This window comes from Mesorhizobium sp. B2-4-3 (assembly GCF_006442815.1).
In the GTDB taxonomy this organism is placed as follows: domain Bacteria; phylum Pseudomonadota; class Alphaproteobacteria; order Rhizobiales; family Rhizobiaceae; genus Mesorhizobium.
The window spans coordinates 1-24,113 of the sequence record NZ_VFVL01000024.1 but is presented as its reverse complement, the minus strand read 5'-3'; the positions used below and the strand labels follow the sequence as shown (position 1 = coordinate 24,113).

The window sequence follows — 24,113 nt, the reverse complement described above, 5'->3', positions numbered from 1 at the left end:
CCTGGCCTTCATGGATGCGTTTCCGGAGAGACGATGTCGAGGTCGGGGAAATAGCTGCGATAGCGAGGAGCGTCGCGCGTCAACAGGCGGTGACCGGCAACGGCCGCATGAGCGCCAATGAAAAAATCCGGCAAGGTCCGCTCTCGAACGCCGCCGGCACGCCGATAGCGGGAATGTGCCACCCCGGCCAAGAATGCGGCCTCCCAGGGCAAGAACTCGCGATCCATTTCAAGTCTCTCGACTGCTTTCCTCAGCATTGCTTCGGAAGCGACCAGAGGCGCAAGCTCGGACCAGACAATGCTGTTGATGACCAATGCGCCATCGCGTCGGCAGGAGACAATCGCGGACGAGGACCATTCCGTCAGCGGCCCGGCCGGACCCCAGACATCAATGAGCACGTTTGTGTCAATCAACGTCGAGATTTTCACGTGGTCCCCTCAACCACTCCATATATTCGTCCGTCGTCATGCCGCCCAAATCCAGCGTCCCCTCCATCTTGTCGAGGACCTCCTTGAATTTGCGGGCAGCCTCCTCCTCCGAAATGTTTTCGTTGACGGCGACAAGCTGGGCGCCCTCGTCCGTAGCCACGAACTGGACCTCCGAACCCGGGCCTATGCCCAAGTGGTCCCTTATTTGTTTTGGGATTGTGACTTGCCCCTTGGTGGTCACACGCATGGTAATACCTCCAAGGTATTACTTACTGCGCAAATGAGAACAAGTCAAGAACAACACTACCCGGCCAGCGCCGCCATTCGGTAGGCGACGCTTTGGCGGTGATGTGCATGGCAGATGGCGATGGCCAAGGCGTCGGCGGCGTCGTCGCTGTCGAAGACAGCCCTCGGCATCAGCACCTTGACCATCATGTGGATCTGCTTCTTCTCGCCGTGGCCGACGCCGATAACCGCCTTCTTGACGGCATTGGGGGCATATTCGGCGACCACCAGCCCGGCGCGCGCCGGCACCAGCATGGCGATACCGCGCGCCTGGCCGAGCTTCAGCGTCGCCGTGGCATCCTTGTTGACGAAAGTCTGCTCGACCGCCGCCTCATGCGGCATGGCTTGGTGCAGCACCTCGGCCAAACCGTCATGCAGCTGGCAGAGCCTTGTCGCCAATGACTCCTTTTCGTCGGACCGCACCGTGCCGGACGCGACGAAGCGCAGCGAATTGCCCACGCTGTCGACAATACCCCAACCGGTGCGCCTCAGCCCCGGATCGATGCCGATGATGCGAATCGTTTCCCCCATGCGCCAAGTTTAACCTCGGCGGCAAGCGATGCCAGCGAAATGTGAACAAACCAGAAACAATTGCGATCTCAGGAGCGCACCTGAAAATCTCGTCGGACCGGCGTTCGCAGGCCGTTCTCCAGCACCAGGGATTTTGACCGGTCGGCTCTGTTTGCATTGGCAGGTGGCATGCGTTGGAGATTGGCCGAAACGCCCATCGCGATCGTCATTCTAGGGCGGAGCAGGAGCGAAGCTCCGTCGCGAAGACCCTAGAATCCATGCCGTTACCTTCGCCAAGGCGTGCAACGGAGCAGAATTCTGCACCGTGGCAACGCTTCCAAGTCACGGCATGGATTCTATGGTCTGCGCGCCGCGTCGCTTCGCTCCTTGCTTCGCCATAGAATGACGACGTTGGGGCGGCTTCAACCAACCCCCGGCGTTTGCTCTGATTTCACGCAAATGAATGGAAAATCTTACACCAAGACAAACGGCAACCTTTCAAAACCCCTGAGCCGGGGACCTAATTCGTCACGCGACGGATGGTTTTCGACAGCCGCGTGAGAAATGCCGGCCTGGACGACGCGACAAGCTTCCATGCCAGGACTGCATTTCCCATGCGCCGCGGCAGGACCCCGATGCTAAGGAACCAAGCCGCCAGAGCAGCCCGCCGCCGCCAGGATGCGTTCATTTCCAGGCTGGCGGCGGCGCCCGCTTTTGCCAGTCCCAGCCGGGAGTCGGTTTCAACCGGATGCTGGGGCTCGTCGACACAGAGCGAAGCCAGCCGCTCCTCCAGATGAACCGGGTCGCGAAGGCCGGCATCCGGCGGCACGGTCAGACCGATCTCGGCCGCCCGGCCGGACAAGGCTTCGAGGCGTCGGAAATCATGCTGCACGCGCCAACGCGCCCGCTCGGCAAGCTTTTCGGCGAAGACCGAATGGTTGGCACCGTGGATGCGGTAGGCGCCAAGGCAGGTGTCGATGGATTTCACCTCCCCGTGCAGCGGCGCGAGCGTTGCGAGATAGCCATCGGCGCCTTGCCGGAAATCGCTTTCGGGCACGGGCATTATCGGGTCCAGCGCCTCACGGTCGAACGCCAGCCCGCTAGTCACCGTCGTACGGTAGCGCCCCTTGCGCAACAATTCCGGGACGACGTCGCCCGAGTCGAACGGCTGTTCCGGAGGCGGAAAGACATCCTTGATATGTTGGGCCTCATCGACGAGATGCAATCTGAATTGCGCCTGGGCGACATCCTCGTCCCACTCGTCCAGGACCTCGGAGACGGCGTTCGGATAGAGATAATCGTCGGCGTCGAGGAAAAGGACGATCTCCCCGGTGCTCGCCTCGAACCCCGTGTTGAACGCAGCGGCATGTCCGCCATTCCTGCGCCTGAGGCACGAGCGGATCTTGTCGCCGTAGGATTCGATGACGGACACCGACGCGTCCGTCGATGCGTCGTCGACGACCACGACCTCGACATTTCGGTGGTCCTGCTCCAACGCGCTGTCGATGGCGCGTCCAAGAAACTGTTCATAGTTATAATTGGGGATGATGATCGATACCGGGATGCGGTCCAATGGCGAATGCACGGATCAAGCCTCGCAATCTGCTTTGGTCACAGTGACGGTGATTTTCTTGCAAAACCGGCTCGGGTCGACCCGGCTGCGGCGAACGGTTCCAACTAGGGGGCCATCGCTTCAAGACAAGGGCGATATTTCTCGCGAAGGCCGGCATGGCCTTCGATGCAACGACGGTTGCCGCAGCATCGAAGAGCAGTCGGAGGTCGCAGGCGTTCGACTTGCGGCCACGATCGCGGCCTGCCAGATCGCGCCTCGATTGAACGATGTGGGTTCCCGCTTCCCGCGCGCCGCTATCGCGGCGTTTGTTGCAAACGCGGTTTCAGCCGCGCGCGAAAGCCGTATTCAAGAGACTGATCTGGTCGGAAACCGGGTTGGCCCGCCGGCTGGGGGCGTGCGTGTCGTTGATGACGCCGCCATAGATTTCCTCGTCCATGCGCCGCACCAGCGCCTGCAGGCGCAGCGAGCGCGTCACGAGGTCCAGAAAATCCTTGGGCAGTTCGTTCCAGCCAAGCGCCTCGTCATGCGCGGACGCGGTGTCGAGACGCACCTTGGATTTCTCCGAAGCCACCTGGTCGCGCGTCATCTCGCCGGAATTCGCCGCCCGCTGCAGCAGCAGCCAGGAGGCGACCTGCATGAGCCTTGTGGTCAGCCGCATCGACTCGGCCGCATAGAGCGTCGCCGCCGTGCGCGACAATTTCTTGGCTTCGAGCCTGCCCTTGCCATCGAGATATTCGGCGGCCTGCTCGACCAGCCCCATGCCTTCCTGGTAGAGAGGCTTGAAGGATTGGGAGAAAACCCGGCGCTCCGCCAATTTGATGGTTTTCGCGCTGCCCTTCGAAGGCTCGTTCATCGATACGCCCCTGCACTGCCGCAAGCCGATTCGGCATCCTTGCCGACGCGGCCGCACCCTAAATGACTGAGGCTTGAAAATGCGCTTCGATGCCCATGAAGGCAAGCGCATGTTTAACAAACGGTTAACGCCGGCCTCGTTCCAGCCATCCGCTTGCGGATGGCACCGGCTTGCCGCCTGCGGACAAAAAAAGAGCCGCGGATAAGGCGGCTCTCAGGAGTTTAACAGGGAGGCGTCAAACAAAGTGGCTCCAACCACTCGGTAAGAATCCAGCAAAACTGGATGCGCATAGTAAACGCCCGTAAAGCTTAATGAACCCTTAACGCGGCGACGATTTTTTAAGCGAACGCGCTTTCCTGTGCCGGAACAGGACAGCGGATTCTCGCCCGGGATCGTCCGCGAACCGGATTTTCGAACGCCGATCGTGGCGGCCGTAACATGTTGGCTGCTGTCGCGGCATCGTTCCGAAACACACGCCACGCAAAAGGCCGCTCCACAAAAGCGGCGCACGGATCCGCGCCGCTTGAAATCAGGCGGGTTACCCGGGAGCAGATCATGGATTGGTATTCGATCGTCAAATTCCTTCACGTCGTTTCGGCCGTTTTGTGGGTCGGCGGCGGCTTCGTGCTGTTCCTGCTCGGGGTGCTGGCCGAGCGTGCCGGCAACATCGAGGACAAGCTGCAGGCGATGCGCGCCAGCGGACAGCTCGGCGGCAGGTTCTTCGCGCCGATGTCGATGCTGACGCTGGTCTTCGGCCTCATCATGTGCGGCTTCTGGGTCGGCTTTGCCGACCTGTGGATCGTCATCGGCCTCGTCGGCTACGCCACGACCTTCTCGATCGGCATGCTTGTCTTCAAGCCGACCGGCGAACGCATGGGCGTCATGATCGCCGAGCAGGGCGTGACGCCGGCCGTTCTTGCCATCGGCCAGCGCATGATGAACTGGGCGCGCCTCGATTATGCGGTGATGCTGGCGATCATCGCCGACATGGTGCTGAAGCCCACTTTGCACGACATCGGCATTCTTGCCGGCATGGCGATGGTGGTTGCGCTGGGCGCCGCGCTCGCCTTCGGCGGCAGCCGCCAAATGGTGCCGAGCGCTGCCTGAATCCTTGCGGTGAGCTGGCCTGATGGCCACCTCACCACAAGCCGGCAATACCATCCCACAGCAGCTTGACGGCGACCACCGCGACGGTGGCGTAGGTGAACGGATAGAAGATCTCCGGCCGCATGCGGCGCACCAGCCAGGCGCCTGCGATGGTCGACAGCGGCGCCAACGGCATCAGCACCGCCGACGCTGTGAGGTTGGCGGTGTCGAACTGGCCGAGCGCGAAATAGGGGATGAGCTTCAGCGCGTTGGTGGCGGCGAAGAAGATCGCCGCCGTGCCCGACAGCACTTTCGGGTCGAGCCGGATCGGCAGCGCATAGACCTGAAAGGGCGGACCGCCGACATGGGCGACGAAGCTGGTGAAGCCGGCGACCGTGCCCCACAAGGCGGCGGCAATGCGGTTCGGTTCCGCCGCATGGTCGGCGCCGTGGCGGAACTGCAGGTAGATCCAGCGCAGCACGAACACCAGCGCGACCGCGCCGACGATCAGCCGCACCATCTCCTCGGTGACCAAAGCCGCGGTCAGCCAGCCGAGCCCGATGCCGATGACGGCGCCAGGCATCATGTCGACCAGCATCCTGCGATCGTAGACGCCCCACCAGCTCCACACGGAAACGACATCCATCAGGCACAGGATCGGCAGCAGGATGGCGGCCGCCTGAACCGGCGGGATGGTCAGCGCCATCAACGGCACGCCGACGAAACCGACGGCGCCGCCGAAGCCGCCTTTCGACAGGCCGACAAGGATCACCGCCGGAATGGCGGCGGCATAAAACCACGGGTCGCTGAGCAGGCCTGACATCGGCAAGGAAATGTTGGAGAAGGCGGGAATTCAGCCATAGCGCAGAATAGCGCCGCCGGGATAGTCATTAATGCCGGCATCCGCTGTTGCCGGCTCGATATCGACGGCCGGCCGCACGGCCAAGGGCCATCAGTCGGCCGGCTCGCTGTCTTGAGGTATGGAAATGAGCGCCATCAGCATTCGCAAGGCGCGCGAAGCGGACATTGCTTCGATCGTCGCGATGCTTGCCGACGATGCGCTCGGCCAGGCCCGCGAAGACGCCGGCCTGCCGCTGGCGCAAGCCTATCTGGACGCCTTCGCGGCGATAGACGGCGATCCGAACCAGTTCCTCGCGGTGATGACCGACGGCGACGATATCATCGGCACGCTGCAGATCACCTTTATCGCCGGGCTGTCGCTGCGCGGCTCCCGCCGCGGCCTGATCGAGGCGGTGCGCGTCGTGTTGAGCCGCCGCGGCGAGGGCCTGGGGCAGCGGCTGTTCGAATGGGCGATCGACAAATGCCGCGAGCGCGGCTGCCGGGTCGTCCAGCTGACTGCCAACAAGAGCCGGACCGACGCGCATCGCTTCTATGAGCGCCTTGGCTTCAAGGCCAGCCACATCGGCTACAAGCTGCAACTTTAACAGACGCTCGACTGCCCCGGCGGAACGCCCTAGCGTCGCGCCTGAACCAGCAGGAACATCGGCCTCTCGAGCTCTTCGGCCAGTTCCGGCCGGGCGGCGATCTGCTCGTCCGACGGGCAAAATTCCTCGACATGCCCGATGCTGAATCCGGCCTGGATCAGCAAATTGAGCGTGGTGCCGATGGTGCGGTGGTGTTTGACCACGCCCTTGGCGAACCAGTCTGTGGCGCGCGGTCCCTCGATCAGATACCGATCGACCGGCCATGTCTTCCTGCCCGCCGCATCGATGGACCAGCCCGGGTTGGTCGGCGCCATGTAGATCGGATGCTCCGTCGAGAAGACGAAGGTTCCGCCGGGCACCAGGGCCTGGTGGACGGTCGCGAACAGGCGCGCGGCGTCGCCGACATAATGCAAGGCAAGCGAGCTGTAGGCGAGGTCGAAACGGGCCTTCGGCAGACTGAGCTCGTCGAGGTCGGCGCGCCGATAGGTGATGGCAGCGTCGGAGCCGGCGGCGCGTGCCCGCGCAAGCATCCTTTCCGACAGGTCGAGGCCGAGGACTTCGCTCGCGCCATGCGAGCGCGCCCAGCGGCAGAACCAGCCGAACCCGCAACCGAGATCGACGATGCTCAAGCCGTCGACGTCGGGCAACATGGCGCGCAGCGCCGGCCATTCGGGCGCGCCGTCCAGGCCCGCGACCGAGCGGCCGAGACGGCTATAGCCCTCGAAGAAGTCCGGATGGTCGTAGATGTTTTGCGCCATGTGCCTGTCCTGCTTTCGCCGGCATATCTAGAGCATGATCCCGAAAAGTGGGAACCGGTTTTCGGAGAAAGATCATGCTCCAACAAAGAGCTAGGCCGTGATGGCGATTCAACGAAACGCCATCACGGCCCAGCGGATCTCCCCTCGGCTTCCAACGCCATCCTCGGAACCCGAATGGGCGACGCAAGCCACAGCGGCGGTTAAGCATTTTGGCCCTGGCGCCGCACGGCTGCTGTTCAAGCCGCTCCCTTTGCTCTATGCCGCAATGCAACCATCTTCGCCCGGCATAGGCGAAACCGGGATCGAAGGCCAATGAACGATTTAACCCCGCCCAACCGCTGCCGCATCGTGCTGATCGCGCCGCCGCTCGTGCCGGTGGAGCAGATCTGCGCGGCGTTCGAGGGGGGCGACGTCGCCTCGCTGATCCTGCCCGACAACGGCATGGACGATGCCTCCTTCCAGGCCTTCGCCGAACGGATCGCGCCGATCGCTCAAAGCGCCGGCGTCGCCGTCATCATCGCCGGCGACAGCCGCATCGCCGGGCGCGTCCAGGCCGATGGCATCCATGTCGAAGTGAAGCCCGGGGAACTGGCCGAGACGATCGAGCGCGTGGCCGGCAAGATGATGGTCGGCGTCGGCGGCGCCAAGACGCGCGACGAGGCGCTGGAGCTCGGCGAGAAGCGGCCCGACTATATGTTCTTCGGCCGTTTCGGCTATGACAACAAGCCGGAGCCGCATCACCGCAACCTCGCCCTCGGCGAGTGGTGGGCGGAGATGATCTCGATCCCCTGCATCGTCATGGCCGGCTCCGAGCTTGCTTCCGTCGAGACGGTGGCCGCGACCGGCGCCGAGTTCGTGGCGCTGTCCAGCGCCGTCTTTGCCGACGGGCGCGACCCGCGGGCGGCGATCGCCGCCGCCAACGCGCTGCTCGATGAAACCGCGCCGCGTTTCGAGGACTGACATGCGCCTGCGTGTCCTTTCTCTGGTTGTCCTGGCCGGCTCGTTTGCGCAGGCCGCGATGGCGGCCGAGACCATCCCGCTGCCGCAGCCGCGGCCGGATGCCGGCACTCCGGACTCCGGCACACCGAATACGGTCACGCCGGATGCGAGCAGGTTCGGCGGCGGTCCGCATATCGACAAGCCGATACAAAACACCTTGCCGCAACCGGCGACCATGACGCCGCCATCGGCCGATGCCGTCAATCCCGACCGCTTCGGCGCCAAGCAGCCGGACGCCGCCTACGGCGCCTTCCAGCGTGGGCTTTACAAGACCGCCTACAACCTCGCCATGGACCGCGCCAAGAACGGCGATCCGGCGGCCGAGACGCTGGTGGCCGAAATCCTGTCGCGCGGACTGGGCGTGCCGCTCAATCCGGCCGAGGCCAGCAAATGGTATGCGCTGGCCGCCGAACAGGGCGTGCCGGAGGCACAGTTCCAATATGCGCTGATGCTGCTCGACGGCCGTTATGTGAAGAAGGACGAAAAGGGCGCCTTCGCGCTGATGCAGGCTTCGGCCGAGGCCGGCAACCGGCTTGCGCAGTTCAATTTCGCCCAGTTGCTCGTCCAGCAGGATCCCGGCGATGACGGCCTGGTGAAGGCCGCCGTCTACTACGAGCGCGCCGCCGCCACCGGCCTTGCCGATGCGCAGTATGCGATGGCGCAGCTCTACGCCAATGGCGCTGGCGGCAAGCCGCATGACGACGCCCAGGCCCGTCTTCTGCTGGCGCAGGCCGCAAGACAGAACTACGACACCGCGCAGATCGACCTCGCCGCCTGGATGATCGAGGGACGCGGCGGCGGGCGCGACCTGAAATCGGGCTTTGCCTGGATGAAGCGGGCGGCGGAGGGCGGCAACGTCGCCGCCCAGAACCGCCTCGCCAAGCTCTATATGGGCGGCATCGGCACCGACCCGGACCTGATCCTTGCCGGCGCCTGGTACATCGTCGCCCGCCGCGCCGGCCTGATCGACCCGCAGATGGACGATTTCCTGCAGGGCCTCGACGACGACCAGACCAAGCAGGCGCTGCAGAAGGCAAATCGCCTGCGTTGACGCATCGCGCCACGGACGCCATGTCCGGGCTCGCTTGGGTCCCCTCCTTGCCTCCTCCCTTGCTACTGCGTGCAATTTGTGGTCTTGGAGGCGCCAAAGCGCGACCCGCGCCAGAAAAATCTCATTCCGGATCAGTTCATCATGGCCAAGATCAGTGGCAACGAAATCCGTCCCGGCTATGTCATCGAGCACGATGGCGGGCTGTGGGTGGCGGTCAAGACCAACACCGTCAAGCCTGGCAAGGGCGGCGCCTACAATCAGGTCGAGTTGAAGAACCTGATCAACGGCACCAAGCTCAACGAGCGCTTCCGCTCGGCCGAGACCGTCGAGCAGATCCGGCTCGATCTGAAGGATTTTTCGTTCCTCTACGAGCAGGGCGACGCCCTGGTGTTCATGGACACCGAAAGCTACGAGCAGCTCGAGCTGGCCAAGGACTTCGTCGGCGAGCGCGCCGCCTTCCTGCAGGACGGCATGATGGTCACGGTGCAGCTTTACGAGGAGCGGCCGATCGGCATTTCGCTGCCCGACCAGGTAACGCTGACCATCACCGAGGCCGACCCGGTGGTTAGGGGCCAGACAGCCGCTTCCTCCTACAAGCCGGCGGTGCTGGAGAACGGCATCCGTGTGCTGGTGCCGCCCTTCATCTCGGCCGGCGAGCGCATCATCGTCGACACCAACGAAATCACCTACATGCGCCGCGCGGACTGACGGCAAAAAAGCAGGAAGAAAAAATGGCGCGTTCCGCTCTCCTCAACGTCATGGTCCAGGCTGCGATGAAGGCCGGCCGCTCGCTGTCGCGCGACTTCGGCGAGGTGCAGAACCTGCAGGTCTCGATGAAAGGCCCGGGCGACTATGTCAGCCAGGCCGACCGCAAGGCCGAAGAGATCGTCTTCGCCGAGCTTTCCAAGGCGCGGCCGGGCTATGCGTTCCTGATGGAGGAACGCGGCGCGGTCGAAGGCGAGGACGCCCAGCACCGCTGGATCGTCGACCCGCTCGACGGCACCACCAACTTCCTGCACGGCATTCCGGTCTTCTCGGTGTCGATCGCGCTCGAGCGCCAGGGCCAGATCGTCGCCGGCGTCGTCTACAATCCGGCGATGGACGAGCTCTACACGGCCGAGCGCGGCGGCGGCGCCTTCATGAACGACCGTCGGCTGCGCGTTGCCGGGCGCTCCAAGCTGACCGACGCGGTAGTCGGCTGCGGCATGCCGCATCTCGGCCGCGGCCAGCACGGCAATTTCCTGATCGAGCTGCGCAACGTCATGGCCGAAGTCTCCGGCGTACGCCGCCTTGGCTCCGCCGCGCTCGATCTCGCCTATGTCGCGGCCGGCCGCATGGACGGCTTCTGGGAAACCGGCCTGTCGTCCTGGGACATCGCCGCCGGCATCCTTCTGGTGCGCGAAGCCGGCGGCTTCGTCTCCGACATGAGCGGCGGACAGGAGATGCTCGACAATGGCGAGGTCGTCGCCGGCAACGAGCTTATCCAGCGCGCTTTGCTCAAGACCGTGAAGACGCCATTGGCTGCTCGCTGACTGACTATGGCGCCCTTTGCGCGTCGAAAGGACGCGCGCCCTTAGTCGCAAAACCGCAACCGAAGCTTGAAATACTGGTCCGCGAGCGCCCAGATTAGGGTTGCAGGATCATTTGATGAGCGACGCGCGGCCAGATACCCAGATCGAGATCCCCTTTGTGGGGCGCTGGCACTATTCGCGCGCCGAAATGATCGCCGACGGTGTCGTCCATGCGGTGGGCATCGTGCTGGCGATCGCTGCCGGCTCCGCCTTCCTGGCTTTGGCCGCCTTCCATTCCGGTCCGGGCGAGTATGTCGCCGCGGTGTTCTATGTCGTCTCGTTGCTCACCGTGCTTTCGGTTTCGCTGGCCTATAATCTGTGGCCGGTCTCGTGGCCGGCGAAATGGATCCTGCGCCGTTTCGATCATGCCGCGATCTATCTGCTGATCGCCGCCACCTACACGCCCTTCCTCGCCCAGCTCGACAACTCGCCGCTGGCGCTGCCCATGATCGTCGTCGTGTGGAGCGCGGCAGCGGCCGGCATCGCCATCAAGATGTTCCTGCCCGGCCGCTACGACCGGCTCGCCATCGTCTTCTACCTCGCCATCGGCTGGAGCGGCGTGGTGCTTGCCGGACCGCTGGTCGAGACGCTGCCGACGACCTCGGTCGCGCTCCTCATCGCCGGCGGCATCGTCTATTCCTTGGGCGTTATCTTCTTCGCCTGGAAGGGCCTGCGCTTCCACAATGCCGTCTGGCACGGCTTCGTCGTCACCGGCGCCGGCCTGCATCTGGCCGCCATGGTCGACTGTCTGGTCGTCAACCGGTTCTAAGAGCAATTCCAGGAAAAGTGCGTAGCGGTTAGGCCCGGCGCCTTCGCCGTGGCCTTCCGACCGGAATTGCGCAAAACAACAGAGCTAAAGCGGTTCCCCGTTTTCCGTGAAACGGGGACCGCTCTAAGCCTCTGGGCGCAGGCCTATCGGCCATATTGCCAAGCGCCATTCAATTTGGTCACAATTCCGTTTAGAGTCGCGGCAATTCTGCGGCGGTGGCATCGGAAACGGGGCACGGATGGCTTTTCTTAGATCCTTCGGCAGGCGATCGGACGTCCTGGTCTATGATCCGCACAAGCTGTCGAGCCCGCAGGTCTTCCTGCTCACCATGGTGATCTTCCTGATCATCGTCGCTTTCATCGCCGCCATCCTCACCCGCCAGATCTCGACCGCCTTCTCCAGCAATCCGGGCCTCAACGGATTGATCGTCGGCGTGCTTGTGGTGGGCATCCTGCTCGCTTTTGCCCAGGTCGGGCGGCTGTTTCGCGAGGTGCGCTGGGTCAATTCCTTCCGTGCCGGCTCCGAGACTACCGAGCCGGTGCTTTTGGCGCCGATGAAGGCGATGATCGGCCGTTCGTCCTCGATGGCCTTCTCGACCTCTTCGATGCGCACGATGCTCGATTCCATCGCCACCCGCCTCGACGAAAGCCGCGACACCTCGCGCTATCTGGTCGGCCTGCTTGTGTTTCTCGGCCTGCTCGGCACCTTCTGGGGCCTGCTCAACACCATCGCCTCGATCCGGGAGACGATCGAGGCGCTGGACCCGGGAACCGGCGACGCCGCCGCCGTTCTCGACGCGCTGAAGCAAGGCCTGTCGGCGCCGCTCGCCGGCATGGGCACCGCGTTCTCGTCCTCGCTGTTCGGCCTTTCCGGCTCGCTTGTGCTCGGCTTCCTCGACCTGCAGGCCGGCCGCGCCCAGACCCGCTTCTACACCGAGCTCGAAAACTGGCTGTCCTCGGTCACCGATATGTCATCGGACATCGTCGTGTCCGACACGTCGAAAACAGCCGAATCCTCCGAGGACATCCGCCTGCTGTCGGAGCGGCTGCGCAGCCTGCAGGAGAATGGCGGCGGCTCCAATCCGCGGGTCGCCACCGCCATGGCCAATCTTGCCGACGGCATCTCGGGGCTGGTGAAGAACATGCGCTCCGAGCAGCAGATCATGCGCGACTGGGTCGAAGCCCAGTCCGACGAGCAGAAGGCCATGCGCAACACACTGGAAAAAATCGCCGACGCGCTGAAGAAGCAAGGGGTCCACTGACGTGGCGCTGGCAAGACGGCGCGCCGACCGCCGCATCGACTACTGGCCGGGTTTCGTCGACGCTTTGTCGACGCTGTTGCTGGCGATCATGTTCCTGCTTACCGTCTTCGTGCTGGCGCAGTTCCTGCTCAGCCGCGAGATCTCCGGTAAGGACACGGTTCTCAACCGGCTCAACTCGCAGATCAACGAGCTGACCCAGTTGCTCGCGCTCGAGCGCTCGAATTCGCAGGACAAGGAAGACTCGCTCGCCAATCTGCAGGCCTCGCTGTCGGCGGCGGAAGCGGAAAAGAGCCGGCTCCAGCAATTGCTGGAACAAGGCGCCGGCGCCGGCGATGCCGCCAACCAGCGCGCCACAGCATTGTCCGGCGAGCTCAGCAACCAGCGCCAGATCAGCCAGCAGGCGCTGAGCCAGGTCGAGATCCTCAACCAGCAGATCGCGGCCCTGCGCAAGCAGATCGGCGCGCTGGAAGATGCGCTCAACGTCTCCGAGCAGCGCGACCGCGACTCCAACACCAAGATCGCCGATCTCGGCCGCCGCCTGAACGTGGCGCTGGCGCAGCGCGTCCAGGAGCTCAACCGCTACCGTTCCGACTTCTTCGGCCGGCTGCGCGAGATCCTCGCCGACCGCGAGAACATCCGCATCGTCGGCGACCGCTTCGTCTTCCAGTCGGAGGTGCTGTTTCCGACCGGCTCCGACGTGATCAACGACGCCGGCAAGGTCGAGATGAAGAAGCTCGCCGACGCCATCATCGAATTGCAGAAGGAAATCCCGCCCGAGATCAGCTGGGTGCTGCGCGTCGACGGCCATACCGACAACAAGCCGCTGTCCGGCACCGGCCGCTATCGCGACAATTGGGAGCTGTCGACCGCCCGCGCCACCTCGGTGGTGAAGTTCCTGATCGAGAACGGCGTGCCGGCCAACCGGCTGGTGGCCGCCGGCTTCGGGGAGTTCCAGCCGCTTGATCCCGCCGACACCGACGAGGCGCGCAGCAAGAACCGCCGCATTGAGCTGAAGCTCACCGAACGGTGATTTGAAGCATGTCTCCCGAAAGTGGGAACGGGACCTGGTACCGAGGGCGTCCTTTTTCGATAGCGGCCGTTTCGATTACAGGCCGAGCCAAAGCGCGGCGATGGCGAGCACCGCCGGCACCGTCTGGATGAAGAGTATCTTGCGGCCGATGGTCGCCGCGCCATAGAGGCCGGCGATAGTGACGCAGAGCAGGAAGAACATCTTGATCTGGAACCCGCCGGCGCCGAGATAGAGGCCCCAGATCAGGCCCGCGGCGAGAAAGCCGTTATAGAGCCCCTGATTGGCCGCAAGCACCTTCGAGGCGCTGGCGAATTCCGGCGTCAGCCTGAACGCCTTGCAGCCGCGCGGCGTGTCCCACAACACCATCTCAAGGTAGACGATATAGCAGTGGATCAGCGCCACCAGCCCGACCAGGATATTGCCGATCATTGTCCCCTCCGCTCGTTCGGACAAGCATTGACCACACGTCGAGGCCGCCGCGCAAGATAGGTTGACCCCGGCCTCGCCGACCAGGGTTGCCAAGCTTCGCGCCTTGGTATCTTTTCGCGCCAGCCCATTTGCAGCCGGAACCCGCCATGTCCTTCCAGAAACTCGACCAACTCGGCCACAAGCTCGAAGCGCTGGAGCATGCTTTGGCCATCCTCGGCGCCGACGAGGCGACGCATATGCCGGTCGGCGGCGGCGAGAAGCGCGCCGAGGCGATGTCCTCGCTTGCCGGCATGCTGCACCGCCAGGCCACGGCGCCCGAGATCGGCGACTGGATTTCGGCGGCCGAAGCCGAACCGCTCGGCGAAGAGCAACAGGCGGCGGTGCGGGAACTGCGTCGCCAATACACCAACCTCACCTGCCTGCCTGTCGAATTCGTCGAGCGGCAGACGGTGGCGCGCATGCGTTCCGAGCAGCTTTGGCGCGACCTGCGCGCCAAGAACGACTGGGCCGGCTTCCTGCCGGCGCTGGAAGGCGTTGTGGCCCTGGTGCGCGAGGAAGCAGCACTTCGCGCCGACGCGCTCGGCCTCGCCCCCTATGACGCGCTGATGGAACAGTACGATCCCGGCAACCGCGCCGCCGACATCACGCCGGTGTTTGCCGAGCTGAAGGTCTTCCTGCGCGATTTCCTGCCGCACGCGCTTGCCGTGCAGGATGCGCGGCTGGCCAGGCATCCGCGAAAGCCGCTCTCCGGCAGCTATGCCGTCGACCGCCAGCGCGAGCTCGGACTTGCCATGATGGCGGCCGTCGGCTTCGACCTCACCCACGGCTCGCTATCGGCGTCGCACCATCCCTTCTGCGGCGGCGTGCCGACCGACGTGCGCATCACCACCCGCTACAAGACCTCCGACTTCCTGTCGGCGCTGATGGGCGTGCTGCACGAGACCGGCCACGCGCTTTACGAGCAGAACCTGCCGAAAGCCTGGTCGCATTGGCCGCTCGGCAAGGCTCGCGGCATGGCCGTGCATGAGAGCCAGAGCCTGTTCGTCGAAAAGCAGATCGGCCGCAATCCGGCCTTCTGGCGCTGGGCGCTGCCGGTGGTCGAAAAACATCTCGGCGAAGCCTGGTTGCTCGACGACATCCTGCCGCACGTCCACCATGTCGAGCGCGGCCTGATCCGCGTCGACGCCGACGAGGTCACCTATCCGCTGCATGTCATCCTACGCTACGAGCTCGAGCAGGAGCTCGTGTCCGGCCGGTTGGAGGTCGCCGACCTGCCGGAAGCATGGGACGCGAAGATGCGCGATTATCTCGGCCTCTCGACCATCGACAATCCGGCCGACGGCCCGATGCAGGACGTGCATTGGCCGGGCGCCGCCTTCGGCTATTTCCCCTCCTACACGCTGGGCGCCATGATGGCCGCGCAGCAATGGGCGGCGCTGACCACGAAGCATCCGTCCGCCGACGAGGACCTGGCAAAGGGCGATTTCAGAGCCATCAATGGCTGGCGGCGCGACCGGATCTGGTCGCAAGGCTCGCGGTGGTCCACCCCCGAGCTGCTCGAGCGTGCCACGGGCGAGAAGCTGAACGCAGCTTACTTCACCGAGCATCTGCGCCGGCGTTACGGCGAGGCATAACGCGCTCGATTGCCTTTCTATCGAGGCAGGCATAGAGACCGAGGTTGAGGACGCAGCGCCGACGCAAGAGGTTGTTTCGTGGAAAAGTCAGTCGAGCAGGTATCGCGTGCGATTGCAGTCAAGCGCCTCAAGAAAATGCTGGATGAATTGCCGCGTGTGTCCGGCACAAGAGGCGAAAGCACAACCGATTTTCTGCGCATCCAGCGCATGAACTGGGATGGCCGCTCACTCGATTGTCTCGAGGGCCTTACTCCGCCGCGCCCTTGAAAGCGCTGGCTCCGGTCTCGAACTGCAGCTTGGCGAGCCGCGTGTAGATCCCGCCCTTGGCGACTAGGCTCTGATGCGTGCCTTCCTCGACGATGCGCCCGCCGTCCATGACCAGGATGCGGTCGGCCTTGAGCACCGTCGCCAGCCTGTGCGCGATGACGATGGTGGTGCGGCCGCGCATCAGCCGCTCCAGCGCCCTTTGCACCAGCGTCTCGCTCTCGGCGTCGAGCGCCGAGGTTGCCTCGTCGAGCAACAGGATCGGCGCGTCGCGCAGGATGGCGCGGGCGATCGCGATGCGCTGGCGCTGGCCACCGGACAGCGTCACGCCGCGCTCGCCGACCTGGCTGTCATAGCCCTTGTCGAGCCTGGCGATGAATTCGTCGGCAAGGGCCGCCTTGGCCGCGGCCTCGATCTCGGCCTCGCTGGCGCCCGGCCGGCCAAAGCCGATGTTGTCGGCAGCGCTCGCCGCGAAGATGGTGACGTCCTGCGGCACGATGGCTATGCGCTCGCGGATGGCGGCGGGGTCGGCCTCGCGCACATCGACGCCGTCGATGATGATGCGCCCGCCCTCGGGATCGTAGAAGCGCAGGATCAGCGAAAAGACGGTGCTTTTTCCCGCACCCGAAGGCCCGACGATCGCCACCGTCTCGCCGGGCTTCACCTGGAAGCTCAGGCCATGCACGGCGGCACGGTCCGGCCGCGCCGGATAGGAGAAGGAGACGTCGTCGAAGTCGATCGCGCCCTTGGCCGTGGCCGGCAACGGAATGGGGTCGGCGGGCCGCTGGATCGCCGGCGTCTCGGCCAGGATCTCGGTCAGCCGCTCTGCGGCGCCCGCCGCCTGCGACAGCTCGCTCCACACCTCCGACAACGCGCCGAGCGCGCCGGCGGCAAACACCGAATAGAGCAGGAACTGGCCGAGCGTGCCGGCCGACATGGTGCCGGCAAGCACGTCGCGCGAGCCGAACCACAGCACCGCGACCACCGAGGAGAAGATCATGAAAATGGCGAAGAAGGTGAGGAAGGAGCGCGCGAACACCGAGGCGCGCGCCGCCTCGAAGGCAGCGTCGACCGCCGCGGCGAAGCGGCCGGTGACCAGCTTTTCGTTGGTGAAGGCCTGCAGCGTGCGCACCGCGCCGATCTGTTCGCTGGCATAGGCGGTGGCCTCGGCGAGCGTGTCCTGTGCTTGCCGGGACTTGCGCCGCACCGAGCGGCCGAAGGCGACCAGCGGCAGCACGATCACCGGAATGGCCGCGATCACCAGGCCGGAAAGTTTCGGGCTGGTGACGACCATCATCGCCACGGCGCCGAGGCCGAGGATGACATTGCGCAGCGCGACCGAGGCGGTGGCGCCGACCGCCGACTTCACCTGCGTGCTGTCGGCGGCGAGCCGCGACACGATCTCGCCCGAATGCGAACGATCGAAAAACGCCGGCGACAGCGTCGTGACATGGGAGAAAACGTCGCGGCGTATGTCGGCGACGACCCGCTCGCCGAGCGTGATGACGAAATAGTACCGACTGGCGGACGCGGCCGCGAGCAAAGCCGCCATCAGAACCAGTGCCGCGAAATACTCCGCGATGAAGGTGGAGCCCGATGCCTGGAAACCGTGATCGATCATGCGCCGCACGGCCATCGGCAAGGCAAGCGTCGTCACCGCCGCCACGATCAGCGAGACGACGGCCCCTATTACCAGCTTCCGGTAGCGGGTAACGTACGGAAAGAGGCTGCGGAGCGGCCGGACCGAGCGTGTGCGCTCGCTTGCGCTGCCACCGATTTCCGCCATAAGCGTTTCCTCCGGCCGCTTGCCGGCACCGTGCTTCAATATGCGCCTGCCGCGGCCTTGTGATTCAATTCCGGCTGATGTATAGGCTCGCCGACCGTTTTAGAAGCCGTGGCTTTTCATTAGCTGCGGCTTCGAGTTTTAAAAAGGGGCGCATCGACGCAGGCCTTTAGGCCCGTCACCAGCGCCGGCAAGCCAGGAACACGACAATGAAGGCCGATATCCATCCCGACTACCACACCATCAAGGTCGTCATGACCGATGGCACCGAATACCAGACCCGCTCGACCTGGGGCAAGGAAGGCGACACGATGAACCTCGACATCGACCCGACCACGCACCCGGCCTGGACCGGCGGTCAGCAGACCCTGCTCGACCGCGGCGGCCGCCTGTCGAAGTTCAAGAAGCGCTTCGAAGGCTTCGGCCTCTAAGCCTTCTTCCGCTTTGTCGCAGATCAAAAAACCCGCCTTCGTGGCGGGTTTTTTATGACGCCTACGCGGCCCACCCCCGATCTTGTTCCCGTGACAGGAGACCCCGGCGGCCTGTCAGTCAGATGATACCGAAATCAGGAAGCCGAAGTCCGCCGAAATTGTTTTGATACGAGAAATCGCGGCCTGAGAACCTCTGTCCGGCCTCTGGCGGATAGAAGGCCTGTATAGACATCGGGCTCGCTCCCGAGCGGTGGACGCCTGACATCTCGCGCTCGCCGTCAAAGGCGATCTCCGACCTTGTATAGAAGCCCTTTGCAAAGCGGAGCCGGATTTCAGTCAGAAGATCGAACACCTCCACAGCGTGACCTGGCACTGCCGAGCGATCCGCGGCGAATTGCAGGTAAAAGAACGGCTCGCCCTTGAAGAAGATGCTGAGGGCCGTTGCCTTGTCGCAGTCGGTTTGCCTTATCATCCACAGCAAAGGCGCGTGGCTATAATCCCAGTTCCAGAGGTCAGCCGCGACATGCCGCTGATCCGGCGTTGACGATGTTCTGAGCCATTTCGCATAGGCGACAAATTTGTCTGGCGGCTTTCCCAAAGGCGAACAATGTGCTGCCCAGCTCTCCAGCATCCCACCAGGGTCATCGATGGACTTCCAACGATTGGCTCGCTCCTGCGCCAGCTTCAGGTCTTCTATTCGGTCGTCTTCACGCCGCTGCCGTTCCGCCAGGACTTCCTGATAATGTGGTCTTGTCAGACCTATCCTGCGTAGCTCGCCGTTTCTCAAACCGGCGGTGATTTCGAAACCCTCTGGAGCGATCGTTGCAGTATAGCTAATCCAGCCTTGCCCATTAGGTTCGCCTGTTGCCCCTGCCGGCAGGCTTAAACTGGGCATGACGCCGAACATCATCGAGGCGCTCATCCCCATAGACAAGCCACATATCGAAATCCTTTCCGGAAATTTCGACGTAAACACGATCTGATCAATAATGTTCTCAGGATGAATTCGGTATATCATGACGCCATCGTCATAATCGAATTTTTGCAGAAGTTTCGAAGTTATTTCAGCTTCTTTAAGTCCGAGGGTGACTGCAATGTCTGCTGTACTCATCAGCGGTCGCAGATTTGCAAGCATTGACAACAATGAAGGACCTCCGCCATCTCCGTCTTCTGGTGGCGGAGGTGGCGGTGTTTGCTGCGACGATGACACCTTGCGGCCAAAGGTAGGAAGTTTCATGGAAACACTTTAATGCGAAGCCGTTAAAACGTCGTGACTTGAGATCGCGCCCGCCGGGACGACGCTGGTCACTCGCCCAGCAACTCCGTCAGCGCCATGCGCTTGTAAGCCGCGACCAGCCTGTCGCCCTCTTCCCGTTCGACGGAAATCGCGAGCCGCACCGCGGCCTCGCCCATCTGCCAGACGAGAAACGCGGCCGTCTCCAATTCGATCGGATCGGCATCGGGGCGAATCCGCTTCAGCACCGCGACCAGGAAGTCGGCATTGGCGCGACTGTCGGCGAGCTCCAGTTCGCGCAGCGCCTTGTCGGCCTGCGTGCCCGACCAGATGTCGCGCATCACCGGCTCGGCCAGGAACATCCGATAATAGATGTCGACAAGCTCCGAAAACGCGCTCCGCAGCCCTTCGGCGTCGGTGACATCCTGCAGCGCTGATGCGATGCAGGCCTGGCTTTCGGCGGTGTAGCGCTCGGCCAGCGCCCAGACGAGCGCCCGCTTGTCGGGGAAGAACTGGTAGAGCGAGCCGATCGACACGCCTGCCCGCTCCGCCACCTCGCCCATGCGCATGGCATCGCTGCCTTGCTCGGCAATCAGCGCCGCGGCGGCGGCCAGCATGCGCTCGACCCGCTCGCGGCTGCGCTGCTGGGTCGGCGCGCGGCGCGGCGAAGCAATTGCGCCCTGGTCGGTCTTCGCGGCGACTTTGTCATCCATGGCTCACTCCGGGCGATTTTTCGGAACCGGCTTGACTCGCAAGATATGAGTGTTTATCACGTTTTGCAAACATGAGTGTTCCTCATATTTCTATCGCAACCGTCGACCAATCTGGAGCAACCGACATGATAAAACTTCTTCCCACCCTCACCTTCATCGCCGCGATCGGCTCCGGCGTGGTCGGCGGCGTCTTCTTCGCCTTCTCGAACTTCATCATGGCGGCGCTTGCCCGGCTGCCCGTCCCAAGCGGCATCGCCGCGATGAATTCGATCAACATCACAGTAATCACCCCGACCTTCATGACGGCGCTTTTCGGCACCGGCCTCATCTGCCTCGTGCTCATTGCCGCGGTTCTCTTCGGCTGGAGCCAGTCAGGCTCCTACTGGCTGCTTGCCGGCGCCGTGATCTATTTCGTCGGCAATCCGATCGTGACCATGGTCTTCAACGTGCCGCTCAACGATGCTTTAGCCGCCGTCGATCCTGCCAGCGCCAACGGCGCCGCCGCGTGGGCAAACCATCTGAGCGAGTGGGTGATGTGGAACCACGTCCGTACCGTCACCGCGATCGTGGCGATGGCTTGCTTCATCATGGCATTGATCTGAAGACGGCAGCCCGCGAATGCAAAGCTCCCGAAGGTTGCATCCAACTTTCGGGAGTCAGTTTATCAGGCGGGGTCTTTTTTACGATCCTTGCGATCGGCGTGGCCGAGGTCGCGGTCGGGATCGATGACGTCGCGAACCAGCTGCTTGAGCTTCGCCGCATCCGGAAAGCCGCCGTCGCGCTTGCGGTCCCAGATCAGCTGATCGTTGCAGGTGATGGTGAAGATGCCGCCGGTGCCAGGCGCCAGCGTCACTTCGCCGAGATCGGTGCCGAAGGTGGAAAGCAGTTCCTGCGCCATCCAGCCGGCCCTGAGCAGCCATTGGCACTGTGTGCAGTAGGTGATGCGGATGACAGGCATCGGCTTTTCGCTCATCACGGATTGAGCATCGCTCATATCTTACGCCGCGCTGAGCTTGGCCAGCGTCTCGTCGTCGACCTCGAAATTGGCGTAGACGCTCTGCACGTCGTCATCGTCCTCGAGGGTGGCGACCAGCTTCATCAGCGACTGCGCCCGCTCTTCATCGACCGGGACGTTGTTCTGCGGCTGCCAGATCGGCTTGACCGATTCCGCCTCGCCGAGCGCGGCCTCGAGCGACTTCGAAACGTCGCCGAGATTCTCGAAGCTGCAATAGATGGTGTGGCCTTCCTCGTCGGACTCCACGTCGTCGGCGCCGGCCTCGATCGCGGCTTCCATGACCTTGTCGGCGCTGCCGGCGGAAGCCGGGTAGTAGATTTCACCGGCGCGGTTCCACATGAACGACACCGAGCCGGTTTCGCCGAGCGCTCCGCCGGCCTTGGTGAAGGCGGCGCGCACATTGGAGGCCGAGCGGTTGCGGTTGTCGGTCAGCGCCTCGACGATCAGCGCGACGCCGCCGGGACCGTAGCCCTCGTAGCGCACGGCTTCGTAGTTTTCGCCGTCGCCGGCGGAGGCTTTGTTGATGGCGCGCTGGATGTTGTCCTTCGGCATCGACACCGCCTTGGCGTTCTGCACGGCGAGGCGAAGCCGCGGATTCATCGATACATCAGGCGTCCCGCTCTTGGCGGCGACGGTGATTTCACGCGCCAGCTTGGAAAACATTTTCGACCGCACCGCGTCCTGGCGACCCTTGCGGTGCATGATGTTCTTGAACTGCGAATGGCCAGCCATGGCACCCCTGTCGTGTTCGGCTAGAGCATCTCGAAGCGGGGTGTCATCACCTCGTCTTCGGCAAAATGCTCGAATTCAATCTTTCAGAACGTCCCGGACATGCCTGCGAAGGCGCGCGGCGCTCTTTGTCGGAATGGCCGGCTTATAGATAAATCGGCTCAATTCGTCCAGACGCACCATCACGCCAACGCCGAAGATGGCCGCTCACCCCTCCAGATCGGACTTCAGCCGATCGAGAATGCTGATGGCGTGGCCGGCATACTGGCTGATCCAGCGGTCGTGGATCTGCTTGATCGGCAGCGCATTGAGATGGTTCCAGCGTTCGCGCCCCTCACGCTTCGCAACGACCAGGTCGGCCTCCTCCAGCACTTTCAGGTGCATCATGACCGTGCAGCGGTCCATGTCCGGAAAAGCCTCGCACAGCGCGCCGGTGGTCTGCGGCTGGTCCTTCAGGCGATCCAGCAATTCGCGCCGGCGCGAATGCGCCAAGGCCTTGAAAACATGATCGTCCGCGGTTTGACTTGACATGTTATGTTTTTATAACATATCATTTGGTCAAGCAAGGAAGGAGCTGTGGATATGTCCCTTGGATTCAGGATTTCCGGGCGCGTCGGCAAACCGGTCGCCGAGGTCTTCGACGCCGTCGTCAACCCGACGAAGCTCAGCGGTTATTTCACCACTATTGGCGGCGCTTCGGCTCCGCTTGTCGCCGGCACCACCGTCACCTGGTGGAAGATGGTGCCGGTGGAGGTCGACGAAGTGACCAAGGACGAGCGCATCGTGCTGCGCTGGGACGCCACCGATGCCGACGGCAAGCCCGCTTACAAGACCCGCATCGAGATGAATTTCGAGCCGCTGGAGGACGGCGGCACCTTCGTCACCATCGCCGAGCAAGGCTGGCGCGAAGGCGAGGTCGGCCTGAAGAAGTCCTACCTCAACTGCGAGGGCTGGTCGCAGATGCTCGCCTGCATGAAGGCCTATCTCGAATACGGCATCAATCTGCGCGACGGCTACTACCGCAGCGAGATGAAAGGCGAGCCGGCCAACGAGACCAACATCTGAGCCTGCGTTCAAGTCCCGATATCTGAGCCTGCGTTCAAGTCCCGATATCCGGCAGGAGGAGGTCGCCCGATGACGAAAGCAACACCATTCCTGATGTTCGAGGGAAAGGGCGAGGAGGCCATGACCCTCTATTGCGGGACCATTCCCGATAGCCGTGTCCTCGACATCACGCGCCACGGCCGGGGCGAGGACGGGGCGGAAGGAACGCTCAAGCTGGCGCGCGCTTTGGTCGGCGGCGTCGAGGTCAGGATCTACAACAGCCCCGTCCATCACGCCTTCACCTTCACGCCATCCTTCTCCTTCTTTGTCGACTGTTCTTCCGAACAGGAACTGGAGCGGATCGTCGGCGTTCTCTCCAAGGACGGCGGCTTCCTGATGCCGACCGGCAATTATGGCTTCAGCCGTCGTTTCGCCTGGCTCAACGACCGCTTTGGCGTCTCCTGGCAGATCAACTTGCCCTGACATCGAGGAGGGTACTGTGGAATTGAAACGCGCCCCCACCGCCGAAACCGCCATGCTGATCCGACGGCCGGTCGCCGACGTCTTCGAAGCAATCATCGATCCGGCGATCACCACGAAATTCTGGTTCACGCATTCGAGCGGCCGACTGGACGAAGGCATGACGGTAAAGTGGGAGTGGCGCATGTATGACGTCTCGACCAGGGTCGAGGTCAGCGAGATCGTCCCCAACGAGAAGATCGTCATGCAATGGAGCGATCCGCCGACCACCGTCGTCTGGTCGCTCACCGAAATGCCGGACGACGCGACCTTTCTCGAAGTCCGCAATTTCGGCTTCGCCGGCTCCGGCGACGAACAGGTCAAGCAGGCGGTCGAATCCACCGGAGGCTTTGCGCTGGTGCTTGCCGGCGCCAAGGCATGGCTGGAACAGGGGCTGACGCTTGGCCTGATCGCCGACCGTCACCCCAAGGGCATTTCGGCCTAAGGCCGAAATGTTTGCGTTGGCAGATGCTTTGGCGTTTGGCTGAAACGCCGATCGCTTCGTCATTCTATGGCGAAGCAAGGAGCGAAGCGACGCGGCGCAGACCATAGAATCCATTCCGTTACCTGTAAGCGTTGCAACGGTGCAGAATTCTGCTCCGCTGCATTCTTCGGCGTGGGTAACGGCATGGATTCTAGACGTTATGACCGTGGTCTGAGCGGCGGCCCGTCCTAAGTCTTTGCAGCTGTAAAGCAAAC

30 protein-coding genes are annotated in these 24,113 nt (G+C 63.4%); 16 read left to right on the top strand and 14 right to left on the bottom strand.

Annotation, left to right across the window (positions count from 1 at the left end):
- Positions 1–8: 8 nt before the first annotated feature.
- The 5 genes from FJ956_RS21185 to FJ956_RS21165 all read right to left on the bottom strand — a co-directional run bounded on the left by FJ956_RS21185 (position 9) and on the right by FJ956_RS21165 (position 3,649).
- Positions 9–428 carry a type II toxin-antitoxin system VapC family toxin gene (locus FJ956_RS21185; protein WP_140678874.1) on the bottom strand — a complete coding sequence of 140 codons (420 nt, stop codon included), beginning with the start codon at positions 426–428 and terminating at the stop codon, positions 9–11.
- Complete coding sequence (locus FJ956_RS21180; protein ID WP_140678872.1) at positions 406–675, bottom strand: AbrB/MazE/SpoVT family DNA-binding domain-containing protein; 270 nt, start codon at positions 673–675, stop codon at positions 406–408. The genes FJ956_RS21185 and FJ956_RS21180 overlap by 23 nt, the downstream gene beginning before the upstream one ends.
- A 56-nt stretch (positions 676–731) precedes the next feature.
- A complete protein-coding gene (gene ruvC, locus FJ956_RS21175) occupies positions 732–1,244 on the bottom strand; it encodes a crossover junction endodeoxyribonuclease RuvC (protein WP_140678870.1) in 513 nt (170 codons plus the stop codon).
- Positions 1,245–1,743: 499 nt separating this feature from the next.
- Positions 1,744–2,808 (bottom strand): glycosyltransferase family 2 protein, encoded by a 1,065-nt coding sequence (locus tag FJ956_RS21170; protein ID WP_140678868.1) that lies wholly within the window; start codon positions 2,806–2,808, stop codon positions 1,744–1,746.
- A 310-nt stretch (positions 2,809–3,118) separates the two neighbouring features.
- Positions 3,119–3,649 carry a DUF1465 family protein gene (locus FJ956_RS21165; protein WP_140678866.1) on the bottom strand — a complete coding sequence of 177 codons (531 nt, stop codon included), beginning with the start codon at positions 3,647–3,649 and terminating at the stop codon, positions 3,119–3,121.
- 555 nt (positions 3,650–4,204) lie between these two features.
- On the opposite strand from FJ956_RS21165, the gene FJ956_RS21160 reads away from it, so the two are divergent.
- A complete protein-coding gene (locus FJ956_RS21160; protein WP_140678864.1) occupies positions 4,205–4,756 on the top strand; it encodes a DUF2269 family protein in 552 nt (183 codons plus the stop codon).
- Positions 4,757–4,787: 31 nt separating this feature from the next.
- Here FJ956_RS21160 and FJ956_RS21155 read toward each other — a convergent pair whose 3' ends face one another.
- The gene (locus tag FJ956_RS21155; RefSeq protein WP_140679013.1) at positions 4,788–5,558 is read right to left on the bottom strand and encodes a sulfite exporter TauE/SafE family protein; all 771 of its coding nucleotides are present in this window, start codon (positions 5,556–5,558) and stop codon (positions 4,788–4,790) included.
- 163 nt (positions 5,559–5,721) lie between these two features.
- On the opposite strand from FJ956_RS21155, the gene FJ956_RS21150 reads away from it, so the two are divergent.
- Positions 5,722–6,180 carry a GNAT family N-acetyltransferase gene (locus tag FJ956_RS21150; protein WP_140678862.1) on the top strand — a complete coding sequence of 153 codons (459 nt, stop codon included), beginning with the start codon at positions 5,722–5,724 and terminating at the stop codon, positions 6,178–6,180.
- 29 nt (positions 6,181–6,209) lie between these two features.
- Here the strand turns inward: FJ956_RS21150 and FJ956_RS21145 are convergent, their stop codons facing one another.
- Positions 6,210–6,938, bottom strand: coding sequence for a class I SAM-dependent methyltransferase (locus FJ956_RS21145; protein ID WP_140678860.1), 729 nt, complete (start codon positions 6,936–6,938; stop codon positions 6,210–6,212).
- Between the two features lie 312 nt (positions 6,939–7,250).
- On the opposite strand from FJ956_RS21145, the gene FJ956_RS21140 reads away from it, so the two are divergent.
- The 7 genes from FJ956_RS21140 to FJ956_RS21110 all read left to right on the top strand — a co-directional run bounded on the left by FJ956_RS21140 (position 7,251) and on the right by FJ956_RS21110 (position 13,619).
- Entirely contained in the window at positions 7,251–7,898 is a 648-nt protein-coding gene (locus tag FJ956_RS21140) for a thiamine phosphate synthase (RefSeq protein ID WP_140678858.1), read from the top strand.
- Between the two features lies 1 nt (position 7,899).
- A complete protein-coding gene (locus tag FJ956_RS21135) occupies positions 7,900–8,988 on the top strand; it encodes a tetratricopeptide repeat protein (protein ID WP_140678856.1) in 1,089 nt (362 codons plus the stop codon).
- A 141-nt stretch (positions 8,989–9,129) separates the two neighbouring features.
- Positions 9,130–9,696 carry an elongation factor P gene (efp, locus tag FJ956_RS21130; protein WP_140645868.1) on the top strand — a complete coding sequence of 189 codons (567 nt, stop codon included), beginning with the start codon at positions 9,130–9,132 and terminating at the stop codon, positions 9,694–9,696.
- A 23-nt stretch (positions 9,697–9,719) separates the two neighbouring features.
- The gene (locus FJ956_RS21125) at positions 9,720–10,520 is read left to right on the top strand and encodes an inositol monophosphatase family protein (RefSeq protein ID WP_140678854.1); all 801 of its coding nucleotides are present in this window, start codon (positions 9,720–9,722) and stop codon (positions 10,518–10,520) included.
- Positions 10,521–10,635: 115 nt separating this feature from the next.
- The gene (locus tag FJ956_RS21120; protein WP_140678852.1) at positions 10,636–11,328 is read left to right on the top strand and encodes a hemolysin III family protein; all 693 of its coding nucleotides are present in this window, start codon (positions 10,636–10,638) and stop codon (positions 11,326–11,328) included.
- Positions 11,329–11,566: 238 nt separating this feature from the next.
- Entirely contained in the window at positions 11,567–12,589 is a 1,023-nt protein-coding gene (locus tag FJ956_RS21115; RefSeq protein ID WP_140678850.1) for a MotA/TolQ/ExbB proton channel family protein, read from the top strand.
- Between the two features lies 1 nt (position 12,590).
- On the top strand, positions 12,591–13,619 hold the full coding sequence (locus FJ956_RS21110; protein ID WP_140547078.1) for a peptidoglycan -binding protein: 1,029 nt from the start codon (positions 12,591–12,593) through the stop codon (positions 13,617–13,619).
- A gap of 75 nt (positions 13,620–13,694) precedes the next feature.
- Here the strand turns inward: FJ956_RS21110 and FJ956_RS21105 are convergent, their stop codons facing one another.
- Complete coding sequence (locus FJ956_RS21105) at positions 13,695–14,048, bottom strand: DUF1304 domain-containing protein (protein WP_140678848.1); 354 nt, start codon at positions 14,046–14,048, stop codon at positions 13,695–13,697.
- 146 nt (positions 14,049–14,194) lie between these two features.
- On the opposite strand from FJ956_RS21105, the gene FJ956_RS21100 reads away from it, so the two are divergent.
- Together FJ956_RS21100 and FJ956_RS21095 are read left to right on the top strand one after the other, a co-directional pair.
- Entirely contained in the window at positions 14,195–15,682 is a 1,488-nt protein-coding gene (locus FJ956_RS21100) for a carboxypeptidase M32 (RefSeq protein WP_140678846.1), read from the top strand.
- 78 nt (positions 15,683–15,760) lie between these two features.
- On the top strand, positions 15,761–15,949 hold the full coding sequence (locus FJ956_RS21095; RefSeq protein WP_140678844.1) for a hypothetical protein: 189 nt from the start codon (positions 15,761–15,763) through the stop codon (positions 15,947–15,949).
- Here the strand turns inward: FJ956_RS21095 and FJ956_RS21090 are convergent.
- Positions 15,930–17,732, bottom strand: a complete 1,803-nt coding sequence (locus tag FJ956_RS21090; protein ID WP_140678842.1) for an ABC transporter transmembrane domain-containing protein — start codon at positions 17,730–17,732, stop codon at positions 15,930–15,932. The two genes, FJ956_RS21095 and FJ956_RS21090, sit on opposite strands and share 20 nt — an antisense overlap.
- Positions 17,733–17,938: 206 nt before the next feature.
- Between FJ956_RS21090 and rpmE the strand changes: the two genes are divergently transcribed.
- Positions 17,939–18,160, top strand: coding sequence for a 50S ribosomal protein L31 (gene rpmE / locus FJ956_RS21085; RefSeq protein WP_027166741.1), 222 nt, complete (start codon positions 17,939–17,941; stop codon positions 18,158–18,160).
- Between the two features lie 118 nt (positions 18,161–18,278).
- Here the strand turns inward: rpmE and FJ956_RS21080 are convergent, their stop codons facing one another.
- Together FJ956_RS21080 and FJ956_RS21075 are read right to left on the bottom strand one after the other, a co-directional pair.
- Complete coding sequence (locus tag FJ956_RS21080; RefSeq protein ID WP_140678840.1) at positions 18,279–19,397, bottom strand: DUF4274 domain-containing protein; 1,119 nt, start codon at positions 19,395–19,397, stop codon at positions 18,279–18,281.
- Between the two features lie 68 nt (positions 19,398–19,465).
- Complete coding sequence (locus FJ956_RS21075; RefSeq protein WP_140678838.1) at positions 19,466–20,107, bottom strand: TetR/AcrR family transcriptional regulator; 642 nt, start codon at positions 20,105–20,107, stop codon at positions 19,466–19,468.
- Between the two features lie 125 nt (positions 20,108–20,232).
- Here FJ956_RS21075 and FJ956_RS21070 point away from each other — a divergent pair, with 125 nt between their 5' ends.
- A complete protein-coding gene (locus FJ956_RS21070) occupies positions 20,233–20,709 on the top strand; it encodes a DUF1772 domain-containing protein (RefSeq protein WP_140678836.1) in 477 nt (158 codons plus the stop codon).
- Between the two features lie 62 nt (positions 20,710–20,771).
- On the opposite strand, the gene FJ956_RS21065 is transcribed toward FJ956_RS21070, so the two are convergent.
- From FJ956_RS21065 to FJ956_RS21055, 3 genes are all read right to left on the bottom strand, one after another.
- Positions 20,772–21,080 carry a SelT/SelW/SelH family protein gene (locus tag FJ956_RS21065; RefSeq protein ID WP_140679011.1) on the bottom strand — a complete coding sequence of 103 codons (309 nt, stop codon included), beginning with the start codon at positions 21,078–21,080 and terminating at the stop codon, positions 20,772–20,774.
- Between the two features lie 24 nt (positions 21,081–21,104).
- Positions 21,105–21,854 carry a YebC/PmpR family DNA-binding transcriptional regulator gene (locus FJ956_RS21060; RefSeq protein WP_140678834.1) on the bottom strand — a complete coding sequence of 250 codons (750 nt, stop codon included), beginning with the start codon at positions 21,852–21,854 and terminating at the stop codon, positions 21,105–21,107.
- A 204-nt stretch (positions 21,855–22,058) separates the two neighbouring features.
- Positions 22,059–22,382 (bottom strand): helix-turn-helix domain-containing protein, encoded by a 324-nt coding sequence (locus FJ956_RS21055; RefSeq protein ID WP_140678832.1) that lies wholly within the window; start codon positions 22,380–22,382, stop codon positions 22,059–22,061.
- A gap of 51 nt (positions 22,383–22,433) precedes the next feature.
- Between FJ956_RS21055 and FJ956_RS21050 the strand changes: the two genes are divergently transcribed.
- The 3 genes from FJ956_RS21050 (at position 22,434) to FJ956_RS21040 (ending at position 23,859) form a co-directional block, all read left to right on the top strand.
- On the top strand, positions 22,434–22,916 hold the full coding sequence (locus FJ956_RS21050) for an SRPBCC domain-containing protein (protein WP_140678830.1): 483 nt from the start codon (positions 22,434–22,436) through the stop codon (positions 22,914–22,916).
- A 69-nt stretch (positions 22,917–22,985) separates the two neighbouring features.
- The gene (locus FJ956_RS21045; protein ID WP_140678828.1) at positions 22,986–23,378 is read left to right on the top strand and encodes a VOC family protein; all 393 of its coding nucleotides are present in this window, start codon (positions 22,986–22,988) and stop codon (positions 23,376–23,378) included.
- Positions 23,379–23,394: 16 nt separating this feature from the next.
- On the top strand, positions 23,395–23,859 hold the full coding sequence (locus FJ956_RS21040) for an SRPBCC family protein (RefSeq protein WP_140678826.1): 465 nt from the start codon (positions 23,395–23,397) through the stop codon (positions 23,857–23,859).
- Positions 23,860–24,113: the final 254 nt, after the last annotated feature.

Bases quoted from the DNA above. Each gene is read 5' to 3' on its own strand.
- FJ956_RS21165 (WP_140678866.1), bottom strand. From the start codon at position 3,649: ATGAACGAGCCTTCGAAGGGCAGCGCGAAAACCATCAAATTGGCGGAG.
- FJ956_RS21070 (WP_140678836.1), top strand. From the start codon at position 20,233: ATGATAAAACTTCTTCCCACCCTCACCTTCATCGCCGCGATCGGCTCC.
- FJ956_RS21140 (WP_140678858.1), top strand. From the start codon at position 7,251: ATGAACGATTTAACCCCGCCCAACCGCTGCCGCATCGTGCTGATCGCG.
- ruvC (WP_140678870.1), bottom strand. From the start codon at position 1,244: ATGGGGGAAACGATTCGCATCATCGGCATCGATCCGGGGCTGAGGCGC.
- efp (WP_140645868.1), top strand. From the start codon at position 9,130: ATGGCCAAGATCAGTGGCAACGAAATCCGTCCCGGCTATGTCATCGAG.
- FJ956_RS21050 (WP_140678830.1), top strand. From the start codon at position 22,434: ATGTCCCTTGGATTCAGGATTTCCGGGCGCGTCGGCAAACCGGTCGCC.
- FJ956_RS21090 (WP_140678842.1), bottom strand. From the start codon at position 17,732: ATGGCGGAAATCGGTGGCAGCGCAAGCGAGCGCACACGCTCGGTCCGG.
- FJ956_RS21135 (WP_140678856.1), top strand. From the start codon at position 7,900: ATGCGCCTGCGTGTCCTTTCTCTGGTTGTCCTGGCCGGCTCGTTTGCG.
- FJ956_RS21155 (WP_140679013.1), bottom strand. From the start codon at position 5,558: ATGTCAGGCCTGCTCAGCGACCCGTGGTTTTATGCCGCCGCCATTCCG.
- FJ956_RS21065 (WP_140679011.1), bottom strand. From the start codon at position 21,080: ATGAGCGAAAAGCCGATGCCTGTCATCCGCATCACCTACTGCACACAG.
- FJ956_RS21100 (WP_140678846.1), top strand. From the start codon at position 14,195: ATGTCCTTCCAGAAACTCGACCAACTCGGCCACAAGCTCGAAGCGCTG.
- rpmE (WP_027166741.1), top strand. From the start codon at position 17,939: ATGAAGGCCGATATCCATCCCGACTACCACACCATCAAGGTCGTCATG.
- FJ956_RS21075 (WP_140678838.1), bottom strand. From the start codon at position 20,107: ATGGATGACAAAGTCGCCGCGAAGACCGACCAGGGCGCAATTGCTTCG.
- FJ956_RS21080 (WP_140678840.1), bottom strand. From the start codon at position 19,397: ATGAAACTTCCTACCTTTGGCCGCAAGGTGTCATCGTCGCAGCAAACA.
- FJ956_RS21105 (WP_140678848.1), bottom strand. From the start codon at position 14,048: ATGATCGGCAATATCCTGGTCGGGCTGGTGGCGCTGATCCACTGCTAT.
- FJ956_RS21060 (WP_140678834.1), bottom strand. From the start codon at position 21,854: ATGGCTGGCCATTCGCAGTTCAAGAACATCATGCACCGCAAGGGTCGC.
- FJ956_RS21055 (WP_140678832.1), bottom strand. From the start codon at position 22,382: ATGTCAAGTCAAACCGCGGACGATCATGTTTTCAAGGCCTTGGCGCAT.
- FJ956_RS21045 (WP_140678828.1), top strand. From the start codon at position 22,986: ATGACGAAAGCAACACCATTCCTGATGTTCGAGGGAAAGGGCGAGGAG.
- FJ956_RS21150 (WP_140678862.1), top strand. From the start codon at position 5,722: ATGAGCGCCATCAGCATTCGCAAGGCGCGCGAAGCGGACATTGCTTCG.
- FJ956_RS21125 (WP_140678854.1), top strand. From the start codon at position 9,720: ATGGCGCGTTCCGCTCTCCTCAACGTCATGGTCCAGGCTGCGATGAAG.
- FJ956_RS21160 (WP_140678864.1), top strand. From the start codon at position 4,205: ATGGATTGGTATTCGATCGTCAAATTCCTTCACGTCGTTTCGGCCGTT.
- FJ956_RS21120 (WP_140678852.1), top strand. From the start codon at position 10,636: ATGAGCGACGCGCGGCCAGATACCCAGATCGAGATCCCCTTTGTGGGG.
- FJ956_RS21145 (WP_140678860.1), bottom strand. From the start codon at position 6,938: ATGGCGCAAAACATCTACGACCATCCGGACTTCTTCGAGGGCTATAGC.
- FJ956_RS21115 (WP_140678850.1), top strand. From the start codon at position 11,567: ATGGCTTTTCTTAGATCCTTCGGCAGGCGATCGGACGTCCTGGTCTAT.
- FJ956_RS21180 (WP_140678872.1), bottom strand. From the start codon at position 675: ATGCGTGTGACCACCAAGGGGCAAGTCACAATCCCAAAACAAATAAGG.